Raw genomic sequence first — 25,813 nt, forward strand, 5'->3', positions numbered from 1 at the left:
GTTGCGGCCGTCCTCCCGGCCCCCGTTGCCGGCCGTATCCCGGCGCAGCCGAAGGGCGCGCATCGCAAGATCGAAAACCGTTGCCCTATAAAACCTGTAAATATACCTTTATGTCAAATATCCATTGCGCCAAAGGGCAATATATCTTACCTCGGAAAATATCCGCTTTTTATCAAAGCCATGCCGGAAATACGACGGAGATGCGGCGGGACTTCAGGCGTTTCACCTGCCTCCCCCAGGACACCTACCGTGGCGAGGCCGTCCTTCCGAGCCCCCAATTCCCCGTCTTGAATCATTTTTATAGCTCATTATGGTCAGAACCCGAGAGACCGCCTGTCGCGGTGACGAGGATCCCATGCGCAAACACCTGCCGCTCCTGACGCTCTACGTCGTCGCCGCGCTCGCGGGGGTCCTGTTCAGCCGCGTCGGCACGCCGCTGCCGTGGATGATCGGGCCGCTGGTGATCACCGGAGCGCTGAGCGCCTCGGGGCTCGTCACCGTCGCCGTTCCCATCCGCACCCGGCCCATCGGGCAGGTGACCATCGCGACCTTCGTGGGCGCGCATTTCACCCCCGACGCGCTGCATTCGCTGCTGCAGACCGCGCCGATGCTGCTGACGGTGAGCCTCTTCATCCTCGTCGCCGCCATTCTCGTGGCGCAGATCCAGCGCCGGGTCTACGGCACCAGCACAGTGACGGCGCTGCTGTCGGTGACGCCCACCTCGCCGGTCGAGGCCGGGGTGCTGGCCGAGCACATGGGCGTCAATCCCGGGCCCGTCGTGCTGGCCCAGACCGCGCGCATCGCGCTGGTGGTGACGGTGGTGCCGTTCCTGCTGCAGCTCGGCGCACCCCCCGGGGCCGCGCCGCTCGCGCCTGTGCTGCATCACGGCAGTCTGCCGGGGCTCGCGGTGACGCTGGGCGGCGCGCTGCTCGGGCCGGTGCTGTTCCGGCTGCTGCGCTTCTCCAACCCGTTCTTCCTCGGCCCGCTGTTCCTTGCGGCGCTGTTCTCGTCCGTGGGCCTGCCAAGCTACGAGATCCCGGGCCCGCTGCTCGCCATCGCGCAGATCGTGCTCGGCACGTGGCTGGGCTCAAGCTTCCGCCGCGAGCTTCTGGAACAGCGCGGCGCGCTGATCGGCTCGGTACTGCTGTCCTCGTCACTGCTGCTCGGCGCCTGCGTGCTGGGCGCCTGGGGAATCTCGGCGCTGTTCGGCGCCCCCTTCCCGACGGTGATGCTGGGCATCGCGCCGGGCGGTGTGACCGAGATGGCGCTGACCGCGGGCGTGCTCGGGCAGGACGTGGCGCTGGTCACCGCCATGCACCTCACCCGGATCTTCGTCATCATGCCCAACCTCGGCTGGATCGCGCGCGTGACCCACCGGCTCGACGGGGCCCGGCGCGGGCGCCCCGAGCCCGGAGAATGACGCCCACGACACGGAGTCCCGCCATGCCCAGAGCCTTCGACGGCCTGCGCGTCATCGACGCCCCCCACGTGCTTGCCGGGACCTTTGCCGCGTATCAGCTCGCGGTGCCGGGCGCCGAGGTCATCAAGATCGACCGCCCCGACGACCCCGGCCAGGTGCGCCGGCGGGTCAGCACGACCTTCTGCTGGTTTCCGCCCGAAAGCGCGGTCACCGGCGCATCGAGCGACGACGCCTTGAGGCGCACCTGCCTCGAGATGCCCGTGATCGGCTCGAGCGCCTTGGCGCTGCTGAAGCAACCGCGGCTCGAGACCTTCTGCGGCACGCAGAGCACCGCGCTCTCGAGGATGGTCTGCATCAGCGGCAGCGCCTCTTGCTTGCGGTCCCCGGGCGCAAGGCCAATGGGCACGATGAAATGAGCGTAGGGGATCGAGACCACCTTCACCGGGTCGTGGCCTCGCCCGCGCACCGCAGCCGCAGGCCCCGTTGCGCGCGGCAAGCGGGCAAGTGGCTGAGCCCATGGGGAAATTTCCCAGGGACTCATATTCCGACTGAAAGAGTCAAATTTAAAACCTGACAATTGCTGTCAACTATATGGTTTCATTGGATTTTTTGTTGACGCCGCCGCGGTTTGCAGGTACTTCATCCTCAACAGCGACGCATCTATCGACCTAGCAAGGCAGCAACCCAGCTTTTCGCCAGGCAGCCACCCAGCAAGGCAGACAGACAGCGCAGCCAACGGACGAGGCGGATCCACGATCCGCCTTTTTCCGTTTCCGGGACCCAAGTCCGGCCCGCCGCACGATCCCGCCGGAACTCCGGGCAGGATGCCACCTGAGCCGACAGGACGACGGTCTCCGAGGATGACCGCCCCCGGACCAGACGCCCGCCTCTCGAAGTACGCCACGAATTGCTGTTTAATGCCAGTTCCAGCCGACCGGACGGCGCCCCCCCGGAGCACCCCGCATGGCCCCCATAGAGTCCGGTCCCCCTCTCCGGGACCGTCAGCGCATGACCGAGCCCCGCACCCCCCGCCGCACCGCGACCGCGCTGGCGCTGGTGGCGGCGGTGCTGATGGCCTGCACCGACCGGTCCGCGCCGGATCCGGAGGCGGTGGCCGACGGGCAGGACTGGAAATTCGCCGAGGAAGTGCCCGACGCCTACCGCGAGGCGTCGCTCAACATCGCCGACGGCGGGCTCTACAGCATCAACCCCGACGGCACCAACGACGCCCCCCTCACGGCCGGGGAGGCGCGCAAAAGGCTCACCGGGGAACGGCACCTGATCCTCGTGCATGGCACGCTCTACGATCCGGTCGAGACCGGCTTTGCCAACCCCCATCTCACCATCTACCAGGTCGCGCGCCAGCAGGTCTCGGGGCGGGTGGCGCTGGCGGGCATCGGCTGGCGCTCGGGCGGGCACGGCATCGGGGGCTATCTCGACGCCTGGAAGGACGGGCGCGGCGGGCCCTACGGGCTGGCCTCCGAAAACGCCATCGAGGCGGCGAGGCTCTTGGCCGAGGCCCTGCCGCCGCCGCCCGCCAGCTACGATTTCATCTGCCACAGCATCGGCTGCGACATCGTCCGCCGGCTGCTGCAGTCGGACGCGGTGCGCCCCGGCCACGTGCTGATGCTGAGCCCCGACACCGACTACGCCGAGATGGCCCGCTGGGCCGAGCGGACCGGCACGCCGGTGCTTCAGGTCACCGCCTCGACCGACGGCGTGCTCGGCTTCGGGCAATACGCCGAGCGCAACAGGGCCTTCGCCCCGCCACGCGAGCAGGGGCCGTACCGGTCGCTGCTGGTGGACGTGGCGCACTACGTCCCCGACCGCTCGCACTGGAGCCTCAACTACTGGAACCCGCGCCGCTACCTCGACCACATGGCGCCGCTCGAGATCCCGGCGCTGTGGAAGAGCTACCTCGCCTTCCTCGCGTTGTGACGGGCGGGCATGGACCCGCCCGCCGCCGCGTCAGCGCGCCAGTCCCATGGCCGCCAGACGCTGTGCCGAGGGCAGGATCTGCGCCTTGTCGCGCAGCTCGAGGATGAGCCGCGCGCGGCCGTCGAGCGGCGCCACCGCATCGAAGACCGAGGCCCAGTTGATGGTGCCGAGCCCGATGCCCCAGTGCCGGTCGGCGTAGCCGTCCGCATCCTGCAGGTGCACGTGGCGCAGCCGCTCGCCGGCGCGGCGGATGTAGTAGTCGACCGGCGCAGCGCCATGGGTGCCGTGGGCATAGTGTGCGTGGCCGGTGTCGACCGATACCGCCACCGCGTCGCTCGAGAAGCTGTCGGCGAGCAGGCAGCGCGCATCGGTGTCCTTGTCCTCGATGTTCTCGATCACGAGGGTCACGCCCAGATCCTCGGCGCGGGTCACCGCCGGGGCGAGGGTCTCGTGCACCAGCGCCACCACCCGGTCGCGGGCGTCGGCGTAATTGTCGAGGTTGTTGTAATCCCACGTGGTGTAGGGGCTGTGGATCACCATCTGCGTGGCCCCCAGCGCCTCGCAGACCTCGAGCCCCTGCAGCAGGCGCTTCGTGACGATGGCGCGGATCTCGAAATCGAGGTTCGCAAGGCTCAGCCCCCAGAACGGCCCGTGGATCCCCAGCCGCCCCTCGTAGCCGTCGAGCAGCGCCCGGGCGCGGGCCACCAGCGGCTGCCAGTCGCCGCTGAGCACCTCGGCGGTGGTGAAATCCTGCAGCTCGAGGTCGCGCTGGTCGGCGAGCACCCAGTCGCGCAGCGTGTCGAGCGTGTCGAGCGGCATCGCCGCTCCGAGAAGGGGGAGAGAGGTCATGTCGGCTGTCCTGAAGAGTCAATGTGTCCGTTGCCCGCTCGGCAGGCAACGCCGCCCCGCTCTAGGCAGGCCGCATGACGCGTTCATGACGGACACGAGCAATTGTCGGCCACCTGAGCAATTGTCGCATTAGCGTCGTCAAACGGTCGCTCAGCTGTCGTGAAGCGTCGCTTTATGGCCTTCATCGCGGATGCCGCCCCACCCTTTTGCATCCGTCGAGCCAGGATCACCACCCCGGTATCGGACCGGGACGACAGGAGACATGACATGATCATACTCAACCGCCGCCACGCGCTTGGCCTGATCGCCGCAGGCACCGGCAGCGTCGCGATGCCCGGGCTGCTGCGCGCCCAGGGCGCCCGCCCCTCGATCACCATCGCCGTTCAGAAGATCACCAACAACAACACGCTCGATCCGTGGAACGAGCAATCCAATGTCGGCGAGCGCGTCTTCTTCCCGAACCTCTGGGAAAGCCTCATCGGCCGCGACTGGATGGGCACCCAGGGCCCCGTCCCCTCGCTTGCCACGGACTGGAAACGCCTCGATGACAGGACCATGGAGCTGAAGCTTCGCGAGGGCGTCAGGTTCCACAACGGCGACGAGATGACCGCCGAGGACGTGGCCTTCTCGTTCTCGCCCGAGCGTGTCTTCGCCGATACCCAGCCGGTCGGAGGCAAGACCATCTTCGCCGAGGACTACAAGCCCGCCACCGCCAAGGACCTGCCGCCGAACGTGCCCGGCATCGGCCGCCGCCTGTGGCCGGCGCTCGAGGGCGTCGAGATCGTCGACAAGTACACCGTACGCTTCCACAACGCGACGCCGGACGTGACGATGGAAGGCCGCCTTTATTCCTTCGGCAGCCAGATCGCCAGCCGCCGCGCCTGGGACGAGGCCGCCTCCTACGCCGAGTGGGCCGCCAAGCCCGTCACCACCGGCGCCTACATGGTCGAGGAACACCGCCCCGACGTTTCGCTGACCCTCGTCGCCTTCGACGACCACTGGGAAGGCCGCCCGCCGCTCGAGCGCATCACCTTCGTCGAGGTCCCCGAGGTCTCGAGCCGGGTCAACGGCCTGCTCTCGGGCGAATACGACTTCGCCTGCGACCTGCCGCCGGACCAGATCGGCAACGTGCAGGGCCAGAGCGGTTTCGAGGTCCAGAGCTCGACCATCTGGAACCACCGCATCTCGGTGTTCAACACCCAGAACGACATGCTCGCCGATCCGCTGGTGCGCCGCGCCATGACCCATTCGATCGACCGCGACGCCATCGTGCAGGCGCTCTGGGGCGGCATGACCAATGTCCCCGCCGGTCTGCAGTTCGAGAGCTTCCGCGCCTCGAACATGTTCGTCGAGGGTTGGGCCGCGCCCGAGTTCAACCCCGAGCTCGCCCGCGACCTGCTCAAGCAGGCCAACTACAAGGGCGACCCGATCCCCTATCGCCTGCTCAACAACTACTACACCAACCAGGTCTCGAACGGTCAGATCATGGTCGAGATGTGGAAGCAGGTCGGTCTCAACGTGCAGATCGAGATGAAGGAGAACTGGGGCCAGATCCACGACCCCGAGGGCATCAAGGGCGTGCGCGACTGGTCGGCCTCGAACACCATCAACGACCCGATCACCCCGATGGTGGTGCAGTTCGGCCCCAACGGCGAAGTCCAGCAGAAGAAGGACTGGTCCAACGCCGAGCTCAACGAGCTGTCCGTCGTGATGGAGACCTCGACCGACCAGGCCAAGCGCAAGCAGGCGATCACGCGGATGCTCGAGATCGCCGAGCGCGAGGATCCGGCCTACCAGGTGCTGCACCAGAACGCCGTCTTCACCGGCATGCGCTCGGACCTGAACTGGAAGGCCGCCCCCGCCTTCGCGATGGATTTCCGCGCCTCGAACTGGAACGCCTCGCAGGGGTAAGCCCCGCCTGACGCACACCCCGGCGGATCCGCGCGATCCGCCGGGAATTTTCGTTGCGGCCCGTTGTTGCCGGCCCGCCCGGTGGCGCCGGACAGACCGCGACCAGCCCAACAACAGGAGATGTCATGACCAAGCTCGTCGAGATCCGCGACCTGCGCGTCGCCTTCGACGGCGTGCCGGTGCTGCACGGGATCGACCTCGACGTCGCCCCGGGCGAGGCGCTCGGCCTCGTGGGCGAAAGCGGCTGCGGCAAGTCGGTGACGTGGCTCGCGGCGCTGGGGCTGTTGCCCGAGAAGGCCCGCGTCAGCGGGTCGGTGGTGCTCGAGCACCGGACGCTCTCGAACGCGCCCCGCTCCGAGCTCGAACAGGTGCGCGGCGGGCGCATCGCGATGATCTTTCAGGACCCGTCGAGCGCGCTCAACCCGGTGATCCGGATCGGCCGCCAGATCTGCGAGGCGCTGCGCCTGCACCGGGGGCTTTCGGGCAAGCCCGCGCAGGCCGAGGCGCTGCGGCTGATGGACATGGTCGGCATCCCCGACCCGCGCCGCCGCTTCAACCTCTACCCCCACGAGTTTTCCGGCGGCCAGTGCCAGCGCCTGATGATCGCCATGGCCCTGGCGGGCGAGCCCGACCTGCTGATCGCCGACGAGCCCACCACGGCGCTCGACGCCACGATCCAGGCCCAGATCCTCGACCTGCTGGCGACACTCCGGCGCGAGACCGGCATGGCCACCGTCTTCATCAGCCACGACCTCGGCGCCGTGGCGCAGGTCTGCGAGCGGGTCTGCGTGATGTACGCGGGCCGCATCGTCGAGGCCGGCCCTGTGGCGCAGCTCTTCGAGGCTCCGCGCCATCCCTACACCCGTGGGCTCTTCGATGCGATCCCGCGCATGGACGGGCCGCGAACCCGGCTCATCCCCATCGACGGCACCGTGCCCGACCCCCGCGCCCTGCCCGCCGGTTGCGCCTTTGCGCCGCGCTGCGCGCGCGCCCAGGTCTTCTGCCGGACCGAGCGTCCCGAGCTTCTGCCGCAGACCGACGGCCGGTTGCTGGCCTGCGCCTACCCGGTGCCGACAGCCCCCGCCGTCCCGCAACGCGAAAGGGTTTCCCAATGACGCCGATCCTCGAAGCGCGCGACCTCGTGCGCATCTACGAGACCCGCGAGGGTCTCTTCGGCAAGGTCACCCCGGTGCGCGCCGTCGATGGCGTGAGCCTTGCCGTCTCCCCGGGTGAAACGCTGGGCATCGTCGGCGAGAGCGGCTCGGGCAAGTCGACGCTGGGGCGGATGCTGCTTGGCGTCGATCCCGCGCAGGGTGGCGAGGTCCGCTTCGGCGGCGCCCCCATGCCCGAGCGCCGCACCCCCGCGTGGCGGGCGCTCCGGGCCAGGATGCAGATGGTGTTCCAGGATCCGCTCTCGGCGCTCGACCGGCGGCTCACCATCGCCGACCAGATCCGCGAGCCGCTCGACATCCACCGCGTCGGCACCCCCGAGGAGCGCGCCTCCCGCGTCGCCTCGCTGATGCGCAACGTGGGTCTTCGCCCCGATCAGGCCGGACGCTACCCGCATGAGCTTTCGGGAGGCCAGCGCCAGCGGGTGGTGATCGCCCGCGCGCTCGCCACCGATCCCGCGCTGCTGGTCTGCGACGAGCCGGTCTCGGCGCTCGACGTCTCGATCCAGGCGCAGGTGGTGAACCTGCTGCGCGACCTGCAGGAGACCACCGGCCTCGCCATGGTCTTCATCAGCCACGACCTCAAGGTGGTGCGCAACCTCTGCGACCGGGTGGCGGTCATGTACCTTGGCCGCATCGTCGAGGAAGGCCCCGCCGAAGCGCTCTTCGCCCGCCCCCAGCACCCCTACACGCAGGCGCTGGTGTCCTCGGTGCCGGTGCCGGGCCGCCCTCTCGACAGCCGCATCATCCTGCAGGGCGAGCCGCCCAACCCCGCCGCGCGCCCCTCGGGCTGCGCCTTCCACTCGCGCTGTCCCGTGGCCGAGCCCATGTGCCGCGGCGCCGTCCCCGGCCTGCGGGTGACCGCCCCGGGCCGCGCCAGCGCCTGCCACCTCGTCGCGGGCGCCGCCCCCGCCTCCGCCGCCTGAAGGAGCGACCATGATCCGCTTTCTGTCCATCAGACTGCTGCGCGCCGTGGTCACCGTGCTTGCGGTGATGACCTTCGCCTTCGTTGTGCTGCGCATGTCCGGAGACCCGGCGCAGGTGCTGCTCGGACCCGACGTGCCGCAGAACGTCATCGACGATTTCCGCGCCGCGTGGGGGCTCGACCGGCCGCTGGCGCAACAGTACCTCTCGTATCTCGGCCAGATCGTCTCGGGCGATTTCGGCATCTCGATGCGCGACCGCTCGCCCGCCTTCGAGCTGGTGATGGAGCGCCTGCCCGCCACCCTGCAACTGACCGTGCCGGCGCTGCTGCTGCAGCTCTGCATCGGCATCCCCGCGGGGATCTACGCGGCGCTCCACCGCGACAGCCTGATCGACCGCGGGGTGATCCTGCTGGCCGTCGCGGGCTTCACCATCCCGTCCTTCGTGCTGGGCCTCGTGCTGGTGCTGATCTTCGCCGTCACCTTCTCGATGCTGCCCTCGGGCGGCTTCGGCAGCGTCTGGCACGGCATCCTGCCCACCATCACCATCTCGATCGGCGGCATCGGCATCCTCGCGCGTTTCTCGCGCTCGGCGATGATCGAGGTCATGGGCCAGCCCTACATCCGCACAGCCTCGGCCAAGGGCGTGAGCTGGCGCCACGTGATCTCGCGCCACGCGCTGCCCAACGCCGCGGTGCCCATCGTCACCATCGTGGGCTTCATGGTGGGCTCGCTGGTGGCGGGCGCGGTGGTCACCGAGACCATCTTCAGCTGGCCCGGCATCGGGCGCCTGCTCATCGTATCGGTGAGCAACCGCGACCTTGCCGTGGTGCAGTGCATCCTGCTGATGATCGCCGCCGTCATGGTGGTGTCCAACCTGATCGTCGACCTGCTCTACGGCTGGCTCGACCCGCGCCTGCGCACGCAGCCCGCCCACTGACCGGAGGCCCCGATGACCCTCGCCCTCGACGAGACCCGCCCCCGCCGTCCTGTCCTGTCGCGCCTTGCGGCGATCCCCGCCACCGTGGGCTTCGGCTTTCTCTGGCTCGGGTTCATGGCGGTCTGCGCGCTCTTTGCCGACCTGATCCGGCCCTATGACATCACCCAGATGGACCTGATGGCACGCCTCGCACCGCCCGGCAGCCCCGGACACTGGCTGGGCACCGACGAGCTTGGCCGCGACGTGCTCTCGCGGCTGATCCAGTCGATCCGCGTGTCGCTGGTGATCGCTTTCGGCGCGACGATCCTCTCGGCGCTCTTCGGCACCACCCTGGGCTTTCTCGCCGCGCAGTTCCGTGGCTGGGTCGAGCATCTGGTGGTGATGCTCGCCGATTTCCAGGCCGCCCTGCCCTTCCTGATCATGTCGCTGGCGGTGCTGGCCTTCTTCGGCTCGTCCATGTGGCTGCTGGTCTGCCTCATGGGCTTCTACGGCTGGGAACGCTACGCCCGCATCGCCCGCGGCCTCGCCATCTCGGCCGGCGCGCAGGGCTACGCCGCGGCGGTGGTGCAGCTCGGCGCCACGCCGTCGCGGGTCTACCTGCGACACATCCTGCCCAACGTCGCCTCGACCCTCATCGTGTCGATGACCCTCACCTTCCCCGAGATCATCCTGATGGAATCCGGCCTCTCGTTCCTTGGCCTCGGCGTGCAGCCGCCCGAAAGCAGCCTCGGCAACATGGTGGGTTTCGGACGCGAATATCTCACCACCGCCCCCTGGGTCATGCTTGCACCAGCGGTGGTCATCATGCTCACCACCCTCTCGATCAGCCTCGTCGGCGACTGGCTGCGCGACAGGCTCGACCCCACGATCCGCTGAAAGGACCCCATCCCATGACCAAGATCACCGGCCATCGCGGCGCCCGCAACCTCTGGGCCGAGAACTCGCTCACCGGCTTTGCCGAGGTGGTGACGCTGGGCGTCGACGCGGTGGAATTCGACGTTCACCTGACCGACGCGGGCGAACTCGTGGTGATCCACGACGCCACGCTCGAGCGCACCACCCACGGCACCGGCGAGGTCCGCGCCCTGTCGCCCGAGGCCCGGGCCGCGACCCGGCTGAAGGACAGCACCGACGCGATCCCGACGCTCGACGAAGTGCTGGCGGTGCTGGCGCCCGCGGATGGCATCGACCTGCATGTCGAGATCAAGCTCGACGCGCAACGCAGCCCCTACCCCGGCATCGCCGAGGCCGTGGCCGACCGGCTGCGCGCCCACGGGCTCGAGCAGCGCGCCGTCCTCACCTCCTTCGACCCCGGCATCCTCAGCGACTGCCGCCTGCACGCGCCGCAGGTGCGCCGTCTGGTTTCCGCCGATGCGGACTGGGTCGGCCGGCAGGGCGGGCTCGAAGGCTTCGTCGCCGCCGTGTCCGACCTGGCCGAGATCGTGGCGCTGCGCCACGATTTCCTCGCCGCCAACTGGGACGAGGTCTGCCGGCTCTGGCCGCGCGAGCGGCTCTGCGCCTGGACGGTGAACGACGCCGAAACGATGCGGGCCTGGCTCGACCGCGGCGTCGGCCACCTCACCACCGACGCGCCCGACGTGGCGCTGGCCCTGCGCAAGGGGGTGCCCGCGTGAACGTGCTGACGCTTCCAGAAGCAGGGACCGCCGCGCCGCTGCCCAGGGGGCTGGTGATCTTCGACTGCGACGGCGTGCTGATCGACAGCGAGCTCATCGCCTCGCGCCTGATGGCCGAGGCGCTGCGCGCCGCCGGGGCCGAGATCACCGCCCACGACGCGCATGTGCGCTTCACCGGCGGCTCGCGTGGCGAGATGCTGCGGATCTGCCGCGAGGACTACGGGCTCCACGATCCCGAACCCGCACTCGCGGGCTGGGAGGACCGGCTCTTCGCCGCCTTCCGCGCCGAGCTGAAGGCGGTGCCGGGGATCGAGGCGCTGGTCGCCGGGCTCGACCGTCCCGCCTGCGTCGCCTCGAACAGCCGCATCGCGCGGCTCGAGAACTCGCTTGGGCTGCTGCCGCTGCACGCGATGTTCGGCGGCCATGTCTACTCCGCCGAGATGGTCGCCCGCCCGAAGCCCGCGCCGGATCTCGTCGAGCACTGCCTCGCCCGCATGGGCGTGCCGGCGCAGGAGGCGGTGATGATCGACGACAGCCCGCACGGCATCGAGGCCGCCCGCGCCGCCGGGGTCGCCGCCATCGGCTTCGTCACCCCCGGCGACCCGCGCGACGGCCGCGCCGAACTGCTCCTTGCTGCCGGGGCCGTTGCGGTGGTCCAAGGCGCCCCGGCCCTCGCGGCACTGCTCGAGGCCTGAAGGCCGGGCGGGCGGGCCGTGAAACTGCGGCCCTGCGCGATGCCAGCCCGGTTCCCCGCGCTGCGTCGCGCAGGGCATGGTGGTGCTGGCCCTCACCACCGCCCCCGCCTCGATGGGACCGTGGGTTGGCAACATCCGCGTCGTCGACCCCTCCCGCCATCCCGGCGAGCGCCGCCTCGACCGCATTTGGGTGCTGGTCGGAGCCATCGCCGCGCTGTCGCACAAGGGCGTGGGCATCCGCCCCGAGCAGCGTTTCGGCAATCGCAACCGGAGCGCGGCAAAGGGAATTTCCATTCCCGCCAGGCTGGTGGCAGAGTTGCGGGAGATCACAAACCTGCCCGAGGACTTCTGACCATGCCCGAGATCGTCATCATAGGAGCCGGCATCTCCGGTGCCGCCGCCGCCTGCCGCCTTGCCCGCGCCGGCCACGACGTGCTGCTGCTCGACCGCTACGCCCCGGCCGCGATGGCCTCGGGCTGGACGCTCGCCGGGGTGCGCTGCTCGGGCCGCCACCCGGCCGAGCTGCCGCTGGCGCAGGCCGCGGTGACCGAGTGGCAGACCCTGCACGAGGATCTCGGCGCCGACCTCTTCTACCGCCGCGAGGGCAACCTGCGGCTCGCCCGCACGCCCGACGAGGTGGCGGTGATCCGCGACATGGTCGCCGACCAGACCGCCGCCGGGCTCGAGCTCAGCTTCATCGAGGGCAAGGACGTGCAGGAGATCGCGCCCGCCGTCTCGCCCTCGGTGCTGGCCGCCAGCTGGTGCCCGGGCGACGGCCATGCCGACCCGCACGCCTCGGTCGCGGCCTTCATCGAGGCTGCCGTCCGCGCCGGAGCGCAGACCAGCTGGGGCGAGGAGGTGACCGGCCTCGACGTCGAGCACGGCAGGATCACCGGCGTGACCACCACCACCCGCAGCATTCCCTGCGAGCGGGTCATCCTTGCCGCCGGCGTCTTCGCCGACAAGCTGCTCGCCCCCCTCGGCCTGTCGCTGCCCTACCTGCTGCGCGTGGTCACCGTGGTGCGCTCCGAGCCGCTGCCCGAGCGCATCCTTGCGCCGGTCATCGGCGTCGCCAACGCCGACTGCGCCGGGCGGCAGGAGATCGGAGGCCAGTGGCGCGCCAGCACCGGCGTGGGCCCGTGGGACGGCAATTACGACGACAGCACCGGCAAGCCCGAGATCCGCCCGACGCTCGCCTCGGTGCGCGACGTGATCGACCGCTTCGGCACGGTGATCCCCGCCTTCAGCTCGGCCCGCATCCAGTCCGTATGGACCGGGATCATCGACACCACCCCCGACGCCCTGCCGGTGCTCGACACGCCGCAGGCGGTCGAGGGCCTGGCGGTGGGCGCGGGCTTCTCGGGCCACGGCTTCTGCCTCGGCCCCGTCACCGGCCGCATCCTCGCGGCCCTCGCCACGGGCGACCCCGTGGACCACGACCTCGCGCCCTTCCGTCTCGCCCGCTTCGAGGGCTGGAACGGCCGGGCCGAGGCGCTGACCCTGCACGGCTGACGCCGGACGGGACCTCTTGACCGGACGGTGACCCGCGTTCGCCGCGCACGAAACCGGGCGGCCACGGGCCGGCCCGGACAAAGGACCCATGCGCAATGGCCTGACGAACTGGCGTGAAGTCCGGCGGCACCTTCACCGATGTCTGCCTGTTCGAGGACACCCGCCGAGGGCTGGCGTTCCGGAAGGTCTCCGCGACCTCGGACGCCCCCCCTGCCCCGTCAACCTGGCGCGATCACTCCAGCGTTTCGAGGAACCACGGCGCGATCGCCGCCGCGTCGATCTCGACGCCCAGCCCCGGCGCCTCGCTCGGGCGCAGGTGGCCATCCCTGACCCGCGCCTCGGCGGGGTCGGCCACGAAGGCGTTCCAGCCGTCGTGGTGGCGGAAATAGGGGTAAAGCTCCATGATCGCGAAATTGGGCAGGGTCGCCCCCACCTGCAGCGCCGCCTCGGTGCTCAGCGGCGTGGCGCAGACATGCGGTGCGCAGAGCATCCCGAAGGCCTCGGCCATGGCGGCGATCTTCTTGGTCTCGAGCAGGCCGCCGGTGTTGCCCGGATCGGGCTGCACGATGCTCACCGCGCGCGCCTCGAAGAGCGGCCGGAAGCCCTCGCGCGTGTAGTGACGCTCGCCCCCGGCGACCGGCATCGGCACGGCGCGCGCGACCTCGGCCAGCCCCGCGGTGTCGGCGGGGTCCACGGGTTCCTCGACGAAATAGATGTCGAACTCGGCGAAGCGCTCGCAGAGCCGGATCGCCTCGGGGGCGATGACCCCGCCCGACAGATCCAGCATCAGGTCCACGTCCGGCCCCACCGCCTTGCGCACCGCCCGCACCCGCGCCACCGCGAGATCCGCCGCCTCGCGGGTGATCTGCCGGTGGCTGACGTGGCGCATGTTGCGCCCCACCATCTGACCCAGCGGGTAGAATTTCAGCGCGGTGTAGCCGTCCTTCAGCGGGCGCTCGGTGGCGCGGGCGAAGTCGTCGGGCTCCTGCGAGGCCTCGTACCAGCCGTTGGCGTAGCAGCGCATCTCGTCGCGCACCGGCCCGCCCATCAGCCGCGACACCGGCACGCCCAGCTCCTTGCCGAGCAGGTCCCACATCGCCATCTCCAGCGCGCTGGCGGCGGCATGCACGATGGTGCCGCCGTTCTTGCCCCAGAAGGTGTGATCGTGGCAGTCGGCGAGGAAGGCCTCGATGGCCCCCGCCTCGCGCCCCAGCAGCAGCGGCGCGAGATCGCGGATCATGCCGGCGGCGGCAGCGGCGCCACGGCCATAGGCCACCCCGGCCTCGCCCCAGCCCTCGAGGCCCGCGTCGGTGCGCAGCCGCAAGAGGATCGGCTGCAGCTTGCCGGACTGGCCGCGGTAGATGTCGATGGCGGTGATCTTCATGGGTCTCTCTCCGGTCTGTCGTGTCAGGCTCAGAAGCGGCTGGCGCGGAACGGCCGCAGCTCGGGCGGCGCCTCGCGCCCCGCCAGCAGGTCGGCGGCGAGCGAGGCCGTGCGCGGGGCGCCGCTCAGGCCCCAGTGGCTGTGGCCGAAGGCCAGCACCGCGTTGGCGGCGCGCGGGGCGCGGTCGATGACCGGCAGGCTGTCGGGCAGCGACGGGCGGTTGCCCATCCAGCGGCTGCTCACCGGCCCCAGCGCGCCCTCACGGAACATCTGCCGCGCGCCCCGTGCCAGCGCCTCGGCGCGGCGCCAGTTGGGGGCGGTGCCGGGGCTGTCGAGCTCGACCGTGCCGGTGACCTGCAGCCCCATCTCCATGCCGGTGGCACCAAAGCCCCGGGTGCCGTTCATGATCTTGTGGTTGAGCCGCACGTCGCTTTCACCGAAGACCACGTGGTAGCCGCGCTCGGCCACCAGCGGCAGCCGTGCGCCGAGCTCGGCCGCAAGCCCCCCCGAGCCGATGCCCGCACAGAGCGCCACGCCCCCCGCCGCCACCTGCCCGTCGCCGGTGCGCAGGGCAACGACGCGGCCGTCGCGCAGCTCGAAGCCCAGCACTTCGCTGCGCAGGAAGCGCCCGCCGCCGCGCTGGAAGATCCCGAAGAGCGTGTCCACCAGCCGCTTCGGGTTCACCGTGTGGCCGTTGCCGGGCAGCTTCAGCCCGCGCCGGAAGATGCCCGCGAGGTCGGGCTCGATCTCGCGGATCCGCCCCGCGTCCAGCTCCTCGGACGGAACCCCGAGCGCCTCGCGGATGGCGGCAGCGGCAAGCTCTCCCCTGCCCTGCTGGTCGCCTTCATAGAGGTAGAGGTAGCCATCCTCGCGCAGGAGCCCCGCCGCCAGCTCGGGGCCGAGGGCGGCGCGGTAGGCGTCGAGACAGCCCGCGTGCAGGAACCGCATGCCCCGCGCCGAGGCGGTGGCCGCCGCCGCGCGGCTGCCGAGGATCCAGCGCAGGATCCACGGCACCGAGCGCAGCGCCCAGGACGGGCTCACCGTCACCGGGCCATCGGGGTCGAGGTACCACCTGGGGATCTTGCGCAGGATGCCGGGCATGGCGAAGGGGGTGCAGGTGTTGGGGCCGATGGCCCCGCCGTTGCCGTAGGAGCAGCCCGCCGCCGGGCCCTCGCGGTCGACCAGCAGCACCGGCGCCCCGCGCCGTTGCAGCTCGAGCGCGGTCATCACGCCGACGATCCCCGCCCCGATCACGATCATCGGGGCCGCGGCGGACGGTGTCGTTTCGGTCATCTTGCGGGACTTTCCGGATAGGTCGCGCCCGGCTCGTGGCCACGGCGCCGGTCGAGGGACGCGCCGCTCCGGGCGCGCGCCCCTCGGGATCCTCGGATCCTTACTCGGTGAAGTGGGTGGCCTCGGTCACCACCGGGCCCAGCGACATCGCACCCTTGAGCTCGTATCCCCAGTCGAGCGCCGCCTTGCGAACCCAGACCTGCGCGACCTCGGCCATCGGCACGGCGCAGACCTCCTTGACGATCAGCTCCTGCGCTTCCTTCCAGAGGGCCAGCTGCTTGACCGGATCGGTCTCGACCCGCGCCGCCTCGATCTGATCGTCGGCGACCGAGCAATGGCTGAAGTTGGTCACCTGCCCGGGCGCACCGATGGCGCTGTCGGAGTGGAAGAACTGCGTCAGGTAGACGTCCGCCACCGGGAAGCGCGCGGCGCCGTACTGCACCAGCGGGCTCAGGTCCTGGCGGATCATCTGGTGCCAGGTCGCGTGCTCCACCGGCTCGAGCTCGAGCGTGATGCCGGCCTCTTCGAACAGCGACTGCAGCAACAGCGCGTTGCTCTCGAGGCTGTTGAGCTGGCTCGCCAGCATCTTCACGGTCAGCCCGTCGCCGTAGCCCGCCTCTTCCAGCAACGCCTTGCTGGCCTCGGGGTCGTACTCGTACATCCCCACGTCCTCGCTGAACCCGAGGTTGTTGGACGGGATCACCGACTTGCCCGGGCGGGTGAACTCGGGGCCGCGGTACTGCACGAAGATGTCGGGGTTGACCGCATGGGCCACCGCCTGCCGCACCTTGATGTCGTCGAAGGGCGCCTGCGTCACGTTGATGTTGAGCAGCGACAGCTCGGCCGGGTCGAAGATGTCGACCGCCGCGCCCTCGATGGCGCTGGAGCGCGCCAGCCACTGCTTGTCGGCAAGGCCCTTCGAGGCGTCGATCTCGCCCGAGACGAAGGCAAGGTCGCGGGCCGAGGACGAGGTCAGGAAGCGGTAGACCACGGACTCGAGCTGCGGCGCACCGCGGAAGTAGTCGGCATGGCCCTTGAAGGTGGCGCTGACGCCGGGCTCGACGCTGTCCAGCTCGAACGGGCCGAAGCCGATCGGGTTGCGGGCAAAGCTCTCGCCGCGCTCCTCATAGGCCGCCTTCGAGACGATGAAGCCGCCGGCGTAGTTGGCGAGGATGCCGAGCACGCTCGGGATCTGGTTCTTGAGCGTGACCTTGACGGTGTAGGGATCGACCGCCTCGACAGAGTCCACGGCGGCGTAGTCGCCCGAAAAGGCCGAGGTGTCGGGGTTCATCGCCTTCTCGATGCTGAACACGACGTCATCGGCGGTCACCTCGCCATAGCCGCCCTGCCACTGCACACCCTGCCGCAGGTGGAAGGTCCACTCGAGCTTGTCGTCGGTCGACTCCCAGCTCTCGGCAAGGTCCGGCTCGATGCCTGCGGGGTCGGTGCTGCCCGGCTGGAAGCGCACGAGCCCGCCAAAGACCCACGCGGCCAGCGTCCGGTCCGAGGTCGAGCTGGCGAAATGCGGGTCGAGGCTACCGATGTCGGCGGCGTCGGCGCCCAGCGTCAGGGTGGTCTGCTGTGCCAGCGCCGGCACCGCGGTGAGCGCGGTCGCCGCCAGAAGCCCGGCGGCAAGGCCGGTGCGCATCAGTTTCGTGATCATGGTCAATCCTCTCTGTTGAAGGGTCGCGCGCCCCGGCTGTCCCGGGAACTGGCTGGTTGTTATGCTCTTGTGTCTCTGCCTTTGCGCTCCAGGGTCCGTCAGGCCTCGCAGCGCACGAAGTGGTCGCTCCCCAGCCGACCCCATTGCGCGGGCGGCGACTGGAAGCCCACCGGCTTGATCGGGCTCGAGGGCTTGTCCTCGGTCAGGATCGGCCTGCGCGAGCCGCGCTGGTCCGGGTGGGTGATCGGGATCGCCGACAGCAGCCGCCGGGTGTAGGGGTGGCCGGGCTGGCGGATGACCTCGGGGGTGGGACCGATCTCGACGATCTCGCCGAAATACATCACCGCCACACGGTCGCAGATCCGCTCGACCGCCGACATGTCGTGGCTGACGAACAGGTAGGACACGCCCAGCTCTTCCTGCAGCCCGATCATCAGGTCGATGATCTGCCCCTTGATCGACACGTCCAGCGCCGACACCGCCTCGTCGGCGATGATGAGCTCGGGCTCCATGGCCAGCGCCCGGGCGATGCAGATGCGCTGGCGCTGCCCGCCCGAGAACTCGTGCGGCAGGCTGCCGGCACGGGCGGGGTCGAGCCCCACCTTCTCCATCAGCCACGCCATGCGCTCCTGCGCCTCGGCGCCCTTCGCGAGGCCATGCACCAGCATCGGCTCGAGGATCGCCGACCCCACCGACTGGCGCGCGTCGAGCGAACCGTAGGGGTCCTGGAAGATCATCTGCACCTTGCGCCGCATCGCCGCGAGGCTGGCCTTGTCGCGATAGTCGATCCGCTGGCCCGCGACCCGGATTTCGCCGCCCTGCCGGGGCGCGAGGTCGATGATCGCCTTGCCGATGGTCGACTTGCCCGACCCGGACTCGCCCACGAGCCCCAGCGTCTCGCCCCGCGCGATGCTGAGCGACACTTTCTCGACCGCGTGGACATTGCCCTGCACCCGGCCGAGAAGCCCGCCGTGCACCGGGAAGCGCACCTTCAGGTCGCGCACCTCGAGCACCGTGGCCCCTGCCCCACAGGCCTCGGCCGCCGCGGGCAGCGCGCCGCCGGGCAGCGGCTCGGGCGCGGGACGCGCCTCGGGCCGGGCGCCGGCCAGCGTCGGCGCAGCGCGGATCAGGTCGGCGGTGTAGGGATCGCGCGGGTTGCTGAAGACGTCGTGCACGGCCCCGTGCTCAATCACCTTGCCGTGGCGCATCACCAACACCTCGTCGGCGACCTCGGCCACCACTCCCATGTCGTGGGTGATGAAGAGCACCGCCGCGCCGGTCTCCTGCTGCAGGTCCTTGAGCAGCTGCAGCGTCTGCGCCTGCACCGTCACATCAAGCGCCGTGGTCGGCTCGTCGGCGATGATCAGCGACGGGCTGCAGGCCAGCGCCATGGCGATCATGATGCGCTGCCGCATCCCGCCCGAGAAGGTGTGCGGGTACTGCCGCAGGCGCTTTTCGGGCGCCGGGATCCGCACCTTGCGCATCATCTCCAGCACCGCCTCCTCGAGCTCGGCGCCGCTCAGCCCGCGGTGCAGCCGGATCACCTCGGCGAGCTGGTCCCCGACCCGCTGCACCGGGTTGAGCGAGGTCATCGGCTCCTGGAAGATCATGCTGATCTCGCCGCCGCGGATCCGGCACATGTCGCGCTCGGAGAGCCCCAGCAGGTTGCGCCCTCCAAACAAGATCTCGCCCGTCGCGCGCCCGATGCCCTGCGGCAGCAGCCCCATGATCGCAAGCGAGGTCACGCTCTTGCCCGAGCCGCTCTCGCCCACCAGCGCCAGCGTGCCGCCGCGCGGGATGTCGAAGCTCAGGCCGTGCACGACCTCCTTGCCGCTGAACGAGACCCGCAGGTCCCGGACGGAAATCGCCGCATCAGTCATCACGAGGCATCCTTCAGCCGCGGGTCGACCACGTCGCGCAGGCCGTCGCCGATCAGGTTGAAGGCCAGCACCAGCAGCAGGATCGCGATGCTGGGCGCGAGCGCGAGGTGGAACGAGCTGAGGATGTTGTCGTAGCCCTCGCGCACCATGCCGCCCCAGGTGGGGGTCGGCGGCGCCAGCCCGAGGCCGATGAAGGCCAGCGACGCCTCGGTCCGTACCGCGGTCGCCATCCACAGCGAGGACATCACCATGACCTCGGGCAGGATCGCCGGCATGATGTGGCGGAACAGGATGCGCGGCCCCGAGAAGCCGAGCGCCCGGCAGGCCTGCGCGTATTCCCGGTCGCGCTGCGTCATGACCCCGGCGCGGGCGATGCGGGCGAAAGCCGGCGTCGCGGTGAACGCGATGGCGATGATGATGTTGCCCATCGTCGCCCCGATCAGCGCCACCAGCGCCAGCCCGAGGATCAGCGCCGGGAAGGCAAGGATCACGTCCATCACCTGCATCAGCACGATATCGGTGCGCCCGCCGAGGAAGCCCGCGATCATGCCGAGGAAGGTGCCCACGATCATCGCCACCACGATGGCGAAGATGCCGATGGTCAGCGAGTAGCGCGCGCCGTAGAGCAGCCGCGCCCAGATGTCCCGCCCGTACTGGTCGGTGCCCAGCAGGTGGCCGTCTCCCGGGGGCGAGAGCTGGTGCAGGATGTTCTGCTTCGAGGGCGAATACTCGGTCAGCCACGGCGCGAAGATCGCCGCCAGCACCAGCGCCACCACGATCACGAGGCCGATCCAGGTCGAGAGGTTGAGCCGCCGCAGCAGCCCCAGGCGCGCACGGCGCTTCGCGGGCGCGGCGGGCGGGTGTGCCATATCGGTCATTTGTACTGGATCCTCGGGTCGAGAAGGCCATAGGTCAGGTCGGTGGCAAGGTTCACCACCACGACCATCAGCGTGTAGACGACGATCATGCCCTGCAGCAGCGTGTAGTCCCGCTGGGTGAGCGCGGTCAGGATCAGCTTGCCGAGCCCGGGGCGCGAGAACACGATCTCGGTCAGCACCGAGTTGCCGATCAGGATGCCGAGGTAGAGCCCCACCACCGTGGTGATCGGGATCAGGCAATTGCCAAGCGCATGGGTCCAGACCACCCGCGACGGCGACACGCCCTTGGCCCTCGCGGTGCGCACGAAGTCCTGGCTCAGCACCTCGAGCATGGCCGAGCGGGTGACCCGGGTGATGTAGGCCATCATGATGAGCGCCAGCGCCAGCGTCGGCAGCGCCATCTGCCGCAGCCGCTCGGTCAGGGTCTCGGCATTGCCCGCCGAGATCACCGGGAACCAGCCGAAGTGGATGGCGAAAACCATCATCAGGATGATCGCCGCCACGAAGGCGGGCAGCGACAGCCCGATGAGCGACACCAGCCGCATCAGGTAGTCGGGGATGCGGTTGCGCCGCACCGCCGCCCAGACCCCCGCCGGCACCCCCAGCACGGTGCCGAGTACCAGCGCCGCGAAGGTCAACTCCAGCGTGTATGGCAGCACGTTGAGGATCTCCGACGTGACCGGCCGCCCGGTCACCATCGAATTGCCGAGGTCGCCCTGCAGGGCGCGGCCGAGAAAGCTCGCGTATTGCACGAGGATCGGATCGTTGAGCCCCAGCCGGTCGCGCAAGGCGGCCACGCTGTCGGGGCTGGCCTGATCCCCGAGGATCACCAGCGCCGGGTCGCCGGGCAGGATCCGCACGACCAGGAAGACCAGCGTCAGCACGCAGATGAGCGTGATGAGCGCGAACCCCAGTCGCTTCAGGATGAAAGTCAGCATGTCGTTCCCTGTCGTCGTCTCCGTCCCGGTTGTCCGGGCCGGACCGCATGCGTCCTCAGGCCCCCCTGCCCCTGTGCCGGGGCTTCGGGCGGCGACGCCGCGTCAGGGGTGATCGAACGCAATTGACTCACCCACGTCAACAAATTCTTATAAAGATAATTGGATGGGCCGATAAATTCCGGTTATCGGAACTCATGGAGGGCATCTGGTCATGAAAGACGCGCGGTCGTCTTCCAACGCCGAACGCGCGCTCGAGATTCTGCTGATCCTCGGCGATGCCACCGCCGAAGGTTTCAGCCTTGCGCAGATCTCCGAGCGGCTGGGCTGTGCCAAGTCGGTGGCCCACCGCAGCCTCAGCGCGTTGCGGGCCAAGGGCTTTGCCGAGACCGCCGGGCGCTACGGCCACTACCGGCTCGGGCCCTCGATCCCGGCGCTCACCAAGCGCCAGGACCGGCTCGAGCCGCAGGCCCGCAAGCTGCGCCCCGGCATGACCGAGTTCGCCCGGCACAGCGGCCTCACCGTCTACCTGATCCTGCAGGCCGGGCTCGACGCGGTCTGCGGCGAGATGATCAGCCGCTCGAGCCGCCGGCATTTCACCATGGGCGTCGGCGCCCGCATCCCGATGGGCGTGCAGGCCGGCAGCGTGGCGCTGCTGTCGCTGCAGGACGACGAGGCGGTGAGCCGGGTGCTCGACGCCAACGCGCACCGCTTCCCGGTCTTCCCCGCCTGCCAGAAGGTCGACCGCGAGGTCGTGGCGGCGCAGGTCGCCGACGCCCGGCTCCGGGGCTTCGCGGTGAACATGGGCTACTACCTTCCGGGCGAAGGCGGGCTCGGCCTGCCGATCCCCGCCCAGGGCGCCTACGAGGCCGACGTCGCGGTCTCCTTCACTGCGCCGATCGAGCTCATGTCCGAGGAATGGATGGTCCGCACCATCGACGAACTGCGCGGCTTCCTCGCGGTCGGCGCCGGCTGATCCGGGGTGCATTCCAGGGTGTTTCGGTCCCTCCGGGGGGCGTGCGCCGGTTTCGATGTCGGGATGGCGGTGCGTGGGCCTCGGGGACCTGACGGAACGAAAATCATCTTTTTGTTCCGTCACTTCGGCAAATGCCTGTGCCCTGCCCTTTCCGACCCTCTGGGCCTCTGGGCCTCTGGGCCTCTGGGCCTCTGGGCCTCTGGGCCTCTGGGCCTCTGGGCCTCTGGGCCTCTGGGCCTCTGGGCCTCTGGGCCTCTGGGCCTCTGGGCTTTGAGGACCTTGCCGTGTGCCCCGGCGCAAGGCCCGGTCCGCGTCCTCGTTCTATATAGTCCAGGCGCAGGAAGGTCACGGGGAAGTTCCCCGCTGCACGGATTTTCCGCCGCTCGGCCACCCCACCGAACCCGGTTCGGCGTCCCGGCCCCTGCCCGACAGCCTGTCCCCTGTCCCCTGTCCCCTGTCCCCTGTCCCCTGTCCCCTGTCCCCTGTCCCCTGTCCCCTGTCCCCACGGGGACGATCCCGCCACCGAGCCGGCCCGGCAAGGAGCTCTGACCAGATGCCGGTCTTCGCCACCGGCGAGGGCAGCTCGCGCGGTACCTTTCGCTGTCCCCGCGGGGACACCTGCGGCGATCCTCTCCCCCTGTCCCCATGGGGACACGGCCATCGGCCTGCCTCGCGCATTGCCCCGCAGGGTCTCCCGTCAATGTGCCGGAGGCCGCCCTGCCCCCGTCCACGACCCGCCATCGCCCGTCCCGTCCCCGTGGGTCTCAGCCGTCCTTGCCCGGCCATCCCGACGGCTCAGGGACCGTTGCCGTCCTCTCAGCCCACGACCGCAGGTCGGCTCTGCTCCGCCACCCTGCCCGTTCGCCTCACCGCACCGCCCGTGATCCGGCATCCCCGATCAATGATCCTCGCCCCTTGATCCGGGGCCCTCATGAAGCATCACCGCTCGCTCCAGCTCTCGCCTCACCTGACGCCGCGCCGTCCAGTCCTCATCGCCTGTCCCCGCGGGGACACTTCGTGGCTCTCTCGCGTACTCCCGAAAATCCACATCCCGAGACGGGCCCGGAACCCGCGCGCCATGGCGCAACGCCGCCACGCAATCGCCGAATACACCCAACCCCCAAAGACACGAAAAGGCGGCGCGCGGGGTGTCCGCGGCGCCGCCCTGGCATCGTGTCGGAAGAAGGCGCTCAGTCGTCGAGCGCTGCCATGAAGGCCGCCACCGCGGCCTCGAGCCGGTGCCGGTCGATGCTCGAGAAATCGCGCTCCATCTGCAGCTCGACCTTGCCGTCGCGCGCGGCGCAACGGACTGTCCCCGCGGGGACAGTGCAGCGCAGCGTGGTCTTGGCAGCCGCGTTCTTGCCGCTGGGGCTGCGCGGCGCCGGCGCCGATTGCGTGGTCTTCAGCGCGTCCTGCAGAACCGCCACCTCGTAATCCGCCGAGCGCTCGCCCTGTTCGGAAAGCGCCTTGCGCAGCCGCGCCTCGAAGCCGCGCTCCGCGCTCATGCGCTTGGCGACGTCGAGCCCCAAGTTGCGCGAGATCGCCTCGGGGTGTTGCAGCACGTCGCCCAGCGTTTCCACCAGACCGGCAAAATGGCGGATGTAGCTGCGCTTCTGCCGGCCGGCGGAGGCGAAAAGCACGTCCACCGCCGAGGCCACATCCGCAGACGCCGTGCCCGGGTCCTCGGCGTAGCGCATGGCGAGCACCGCCATTTCGGCAAACGAGATGTCGCGGCGCACGAGGTTCTCGTCGACCATCCGCCGGTACAGCCCCTCGAGCGCCTCGCCGGTCGCGACCAGGCCCGCCGGGATCCGGGCGAAGGCCTCGTCGCCGGTTTCCGCGAAAAGCTCGCGGTAGGCGCGCAGACGACGGAAGCCCTGGACCAGTTCGTAGCCGTCACCGACGGGCTCGACCTGGATCGGGTTGGACAGCCCGATGGCGCGGATCGAGGCCTTCAGTTCAGCAATATCCGGGTCGGCGCCGGTGCCGCGGTCGCGGGTCAGCTTCTCGGTCCGGATCGCGTCGATGGCAATCAGGTCGGTGATCAGCCCGGCGCGCTTCAGCCGGACGTGCTCATGTGCGAGCCGGTCGTTCTCTTCCCGGATCGCGCGCTCGGCCTCGGCGCGCTCGCGCAGCGCGTCGGCGTTTTCCGAGATCGCCGCGGCCATGGGACCGCGCCGCGCCTCGGGTTTGGACGCGGGCGCGGGCGCCGAGGTCCGGCGTCCGCCGCCGGTGTAGACCCCGTCCTGCGTGCTGGGAAAGTCGATGTCGAAACCACGTCTCTTGCTCATGCCTCATCCTCCAGCTTGTCCCACGCGGTCAGCGCGTGATCGCGGAATTCCTCGTAGGCCCGGTCGAAGCTGGCGCGGGCGCGGCGCCAGGTCTCGCGGGTCATCTCGCGATAGTCGATCTCGTAGATCGAGCTCAGGAACCGCCCGGATTGTTCGACGGCCCGGGTCATCTCGATCGGGTGCTGGGTCACTCTGTCTTCCCAGACCTTTTCAAAGGCCGAACGCATCGCGCGGTGCAATTCGTTGCCGGGCTCGTAGCGGGTGAGCAGGAAGCGCACGTCCTGGAACACCTTGGGCAGTTGCAGTGTCCCCGCGGGGACAACCCCCTCGAACCCCGAGAGATCGGCGAGCGCCTCGGAGAGCTGGCCGATGAACGAGGTGGTGGAATCGTATTCCCAGTAGCCCGGGCCGGAGGGGACGTAGAGCATGTCGGCGGCGAAGACCGCGTTCATGCTCTGGTAGCCGATGGCGGGCGGGCAGTCGAAGATCACCATGTCGTAGGCGTCGCGGGGCAGGGCGTCGAGGTAGCGCGACACGGCGGCGAAGAACGACCACTCGGGGTTCAGGTGGCGGTACTGGGCGCTGGCGAACTCGACGAAGGCCGCGTTGGCGCAGGAGGGGATGATGTCGATGGTGGGCCAGGACGTCGGTTTGATGAAGTCGGCGACGCGCAGGTCGCGCAGGCCCATGTCGGTGATCGCCTCGGGCAGGCGGCGCTGGGGCAGGGCGGAGCCGCTCTCGGCGCCGCGCATGGCCGCGTTCATCCGGTCGGTCTCGCGGATCAGGTCGCGAGCCATGATGCCCCAGACCGTATATTCCTCGGTGATGTCCGAGAGCCCCATCGAGTGGCTGAGCGTCGCCTGCGGGTCGAAGTCGACGCAGAGCACCCGGTAGCCATCGAGCGCCGCGGCATGGGCGAAGTGCAGCGCCACGGTCGACTTGCCGGCGCCGCCCTTGAAGTTCGAGATCGCGACGCGGATCGCCCGCTTGCCCGCCGGCCGCCGCGGCATCAGGCTCTTGCGGTTGACCTTGAGCTTGCGGCGGATCTCGTTGATCTCCTCGAGCGCATACCAGCGCTGGCGGCCGTCTTCCTCGACCAGCCCCTGCGGCAGCGAGGGGTCGGCGGCCATGCGGCCCCGAAGCGTAGACTGGTTGACCCGGAGGATGAGCTCGGCCACCTCCCAGCTCGAGAACCGCCTGAGCCGCTTCTCGAGCTCCGGCGAAAAGGTCTGCTGCCGGATCCAGCCCTGCATCTTCAGGGACTGCGCCTGCATCCGCGCAAGGTCTTCGTGAGTGAACATGGTGCCTCCTGCTCTGCCCGTCGTGCCGTCCCGGTGCCTGTCCCCGCGGGGACGCTGGCTTGCGATGCCTGTCGTGGCGTTTGTCCCCGCGGGGACACCGGCCATCTTTGGAACATCGGGACGCTAATTTTCTCTGCTCCACCATTTACGTTGATTTGCCAGAAATGCCAAAGCCTATTATGATGAAAGCATCGGATGTGGCGAAATCGCCAATTCCCGGTG

22 protein-coding genes are annotated in these 25,813 nt (G+C 69.8%); 13 read left to right on the forward strand and 9 right to left on the reverse strand.

Going from position 1 to position 25,813, the window contains the following annotated elements:
- Positions 1–355 precede the first annotated feature (355 nt).
- The 3 genes from BLQ77_RS13100 to BLQ77_RS13110 all read left to right on the forward strand — a co-directional run bounded on the left by BLQ77_RS13100 (position 356) and on the right by BLQ77_RS13110 (position 3,358).
- Positions 356–1,420, forward strand: coding sequence for an AbrB family protein (locus BLQ77_RS13100; protein ID WP_165617093.1), 1,065 nt, complete (start codon positions 356–358; stop codon positions 1,418–1,420).
- 23 nt (positions 1,421–1,443) lie between these two features.
- Entirely contained in the window at positions 1,444–1,836 is a 393-nt protein-coding gene (locus BLQ77_RS29340) for a CoA transferase (protein WP_242661717.1), read from the forward strand.
- Between the two features lie 592 nt (positions 1,837–2,428).
- Complete coding sequence (locus tag BLQ77_RS13110; protein ID WP_089959819.1) at positions 2,429–3,358, forward strand: hypothetical protein; 930 nt, start codon at positions 2,429–2,431, stop codon at positions 3,356–3,358.
- Positions 3,359–3,388: 30 nt separating this feature from the next.
- Here the strand turns inward: BLQ77_RS13110 and BLQ77_RS13115 are convergent, their stop codons facing one another.
- Entirely contained in the window at positions 3,389–4,207 is an 819-nt protein-coding gene (locus BLQ77_RS13115) for a sugar phosphate isomerase/epimerase family protein (RefSeq protein ID WP_089959823.1), read from the reverse strand.
- A 267-nt stretch (positions 4,208–4,474) separates the two neighbouring features.
- On the opposite strand from BLQ77_RS13115, the gene BLQ77_RS13120 reads away from it, so the two are divergent.
- The 9 genes from BLQ77_RS13120 to BLQ77_RS13155 all read left to right on the forward strand — a co-directional run bounded on the left by BLQ77_RS13120 (position 4,475) and on the right by BLQ77_RS13155 (position 12,991).
- Positions 4,475–6,118: an ABC transporter substrate-binding protein gene (locus tag BLQ77_RS13120; protein ID WP_089959826.1), complete on the forward strand. Its 1,644-nt coding sequence runs from the start codon at positions 4,475–4,477 to the stop codon at positions 6,116–6,118.
- 125 nt (positions 6,119–6,243) lie between these two features.
- The gene (locus BLQ77_RS13125) at positions 6,244–7,233 is read left to right on the forward strand and encodes an ABC transporter ATP-binding protein (RefSeq protein ID WP_089959829.1); all 990 of its coding nucleotides are present in this window, start codon (positions 6,244–6,246) and stop codon (positions 7,231–7,233) included.
- Positions 7,230–8,213: an ABC transporter ATP-binding protein gene (locus BLQ77_RS13130; protein ID WP_089959832.1), complete on the forward strand. Its 984-nt coding sequence runs from the start codon at positions 7,230–7,232 to the stop codon at positions 8,211–8,213. The genes BLQ77_RS13125 and BLQ77_RS13130 overlap by 4 nt, the downstream gene beginning before the upstream one ends.
- A 10-nt stretch (positions 8,214–8,223) precedes the next feature.
- Positions 8,224–9,150 carry an ABC transporter permease gene (locus BLQ77_RS13135; RefSeq protein WP_089959835.1) on the forward strand — a complete coding sequence of 309 codons (927 nt, stop codon included), beginning with the start codon at positions 8,224–8,226 and terminating at the stop codon, positions 9,148–9,150.
- 12 nt (positions 9,151–9,162) lie between these two features.
- Entirely contained in the window at positions 9,163–10,026 is an 864-nt protein-coding gene (locus BLQ77_RS13140; protein WP_008887750.1) for an ABC transporter permease, read from the forward strand.
- Positions 10,027–10,040: 14 nt separating this feature from the next.
- Positions 10,041–10,784, forward strand: coding sequence for a glycerophosphodiester phosphodiesterase family protein (locus BLQ77_RS13145; RefSeq protein ID WP_089959839.1), 744 nt, complete (start codon positions 10,041–10,043; stop codon positions 10,782–10,784).
- Positions 10,781–11,479 carry an HAD-IA family hydrolase gene (locus BLQ77_RS13150; protein WP_089959842.1) on the forward strand — a complete coding sequence of 233 codons (699 nt, stop codon included), beginning with the start codon at positions 10,781–10,783 and terminating at the stop codon, positions 11,477–11,479. Before BLQ77_RS13145 ends, BLQ77_RS13150 begins: the two co-directional genes overlap by 4 nt.
- An 82-nt stretch (positions 11,480–11,561) precedes the next feature.
- Positions 11,562–11,831, forward strand: coding sequence for a hypothetical protein (locus tag BLQ77_RS28750; RefSeq protein ID WP_165617094.1), 270 nt, complete (start codon positions 11,562–11,564; stop codon positions 11,829–11,831).
- 2 nt (positions 11,832–11,833) lie between these two features.
- Positions 11,834–12,991 (forward strand): NAD(P)/FAD-dependent oxidoreductase, encoded by a 1,158-nt coding sequence (locus BLQ77_RS13155; protein ID WP_165617095.1) that lies wholly within the window; start codon positions 11,834–11,836, stop codon positions 12,989–12,991.
- 232 nt (positions 12,992–13,223) lie between these two features.
- Here the strand turns inward: BLQ77_RS13155 and BLQ77_RS13160 are convergent, their stop codons facing one another.
- From BLQ77_RS13160 to BLQ77_RS13185, 6 genes are all read right to left on the reverse strand, one after another.
- Positions 13,224–14,375: a mandelate racemase/muconate lactonizing enzyme family protein gene (locus BLQ77_RS13160; protein WP_089959845.1), complete on the reverse strand. Its 1,152-nt coding sequence runs from the start codon at positions 14,373–14,375 to the stop codon at positions 13,224–13,226.
- A 29-nt stretch (positions 14,376–14,404) separates the two neighbouring features.
- Positions 14,405–15,667 (reverse strand): NAD(P)/FAD-dependent oxidoreductase, encoded by a 1,263-nt coding sequence (locus BLQ77_RS13165; RefSeq protein WP_089959847.1) that lies wholly within the window; start codon positions 15,665–15,667, stop codon positions 14,405–14,407.
- A 100-nt stretch (positions 15,668–15,767) separates the two neighbouring features.
- Complete coding sequence (locus BLQ77_RS13170; RefSeq protein WP_089959849.1) at positions 15,768–17,330, reverse strand: ABC transporter substrate-binding protein; 1,563 nt, start codon at positions 17,328–17,330, stop codon at positions 15,768–15,770.
- Positions 17,331–17,428: 98 nt separating this feature from the next.
- A complete protein-coding gene (locus tag BLQ77_RS13175) occupies positions 17,429–19,210 on the reverse strand; it encodes an ABC transporter ATP-binding protein (protein WP_089959850.1) in 1,782 nt (593 codons plus the stop codon).
- On the reverse strand, positions 19,210–20,088 hold the full coding sequence (locus BLQ77_RS13180; protein ID WP_089959852.1) for an ABC transporter permease: 879 nt from the start codon (positions 20,086–20,088) through the stop codon (positions 19,210–19,212). The genes BLQ77_RS13175 and BLQ77_RS13180 overlap by 1 nt, the downstream gene beginning before the upstream one ends.
- Positions 20,085–21,026, reverse strand: a complete 942-nt coding sequence (locus tag BLQ77_RS13185; RefSeq protein WP_008887651.1) for an ABC transporter permease — start codon at positions 21,024–21,026, stop codon at positions 20,085–20,087. The genes BLQ77_RS13180 and BLQ77_RS13185 overlap by 4 nt, the downstream gene beginning before the upstream one ends.
- 211 nt (positions 21,027–21,237) lie before the next feature.
- Here BLQ77_RS13185 and BLQ77_RS13190 point away from each other — a divergent pair, with 211 nt between their 5' ends.
- Positions 21,238–21,999 (forward strand): IclR family transcriptional regulator, encoded by a 762-nt coding sequence (locus tag BLQ77_RS13190; protein ID WP_089959854.1) that lies wholly within the window; start codon positions 21,238–21,240, stop codon positions 21,997–21,999.
- Between the two features lie 1,190 nt (positions 22,000–23,189).
- Here BLQ77_RS13190 and BLQ77_RS13200 read toward each other — a convergent pair.
- A complete protein-coding gene (locus BLQ77_RS13200) occupies positions 23,190–24,290 on the reverse strand; it encodes a ParB/RepB/Spo0J family partition protein (protein WP_089959862.1) in 1,101 nt (366 codons plus the stop codon).
- Positions 24,287–25,591 carry an AAA family ATPase gene (locus BLQ77_RS13205; protein WP_008887757.1) on the reverse strand — a complete coding sequence of 435 codons (1,305 nt, stop codon included), beginning with the start codon at positions 25,589–25,591 and terminating at the stop codon, positions 24,287–24,289. The genes BLQ77_RS13200 and BLQ77_RS13205 overlap by 4 nt, the downstream gene beginning before the upstream one ends.
- Positions 25,592–25,813 lie beyond the last annotated feature (222 nt).

It is taken from the genome of Salipiger thiooxidans (assembly GCF_900102075.1).
GTDB lineage: Bacteria > Pseudomonadota > Alphaproteobacteria > Rhodobacterales > Rhodobacteraceae > Salipiger > Salipiger thiooxidans.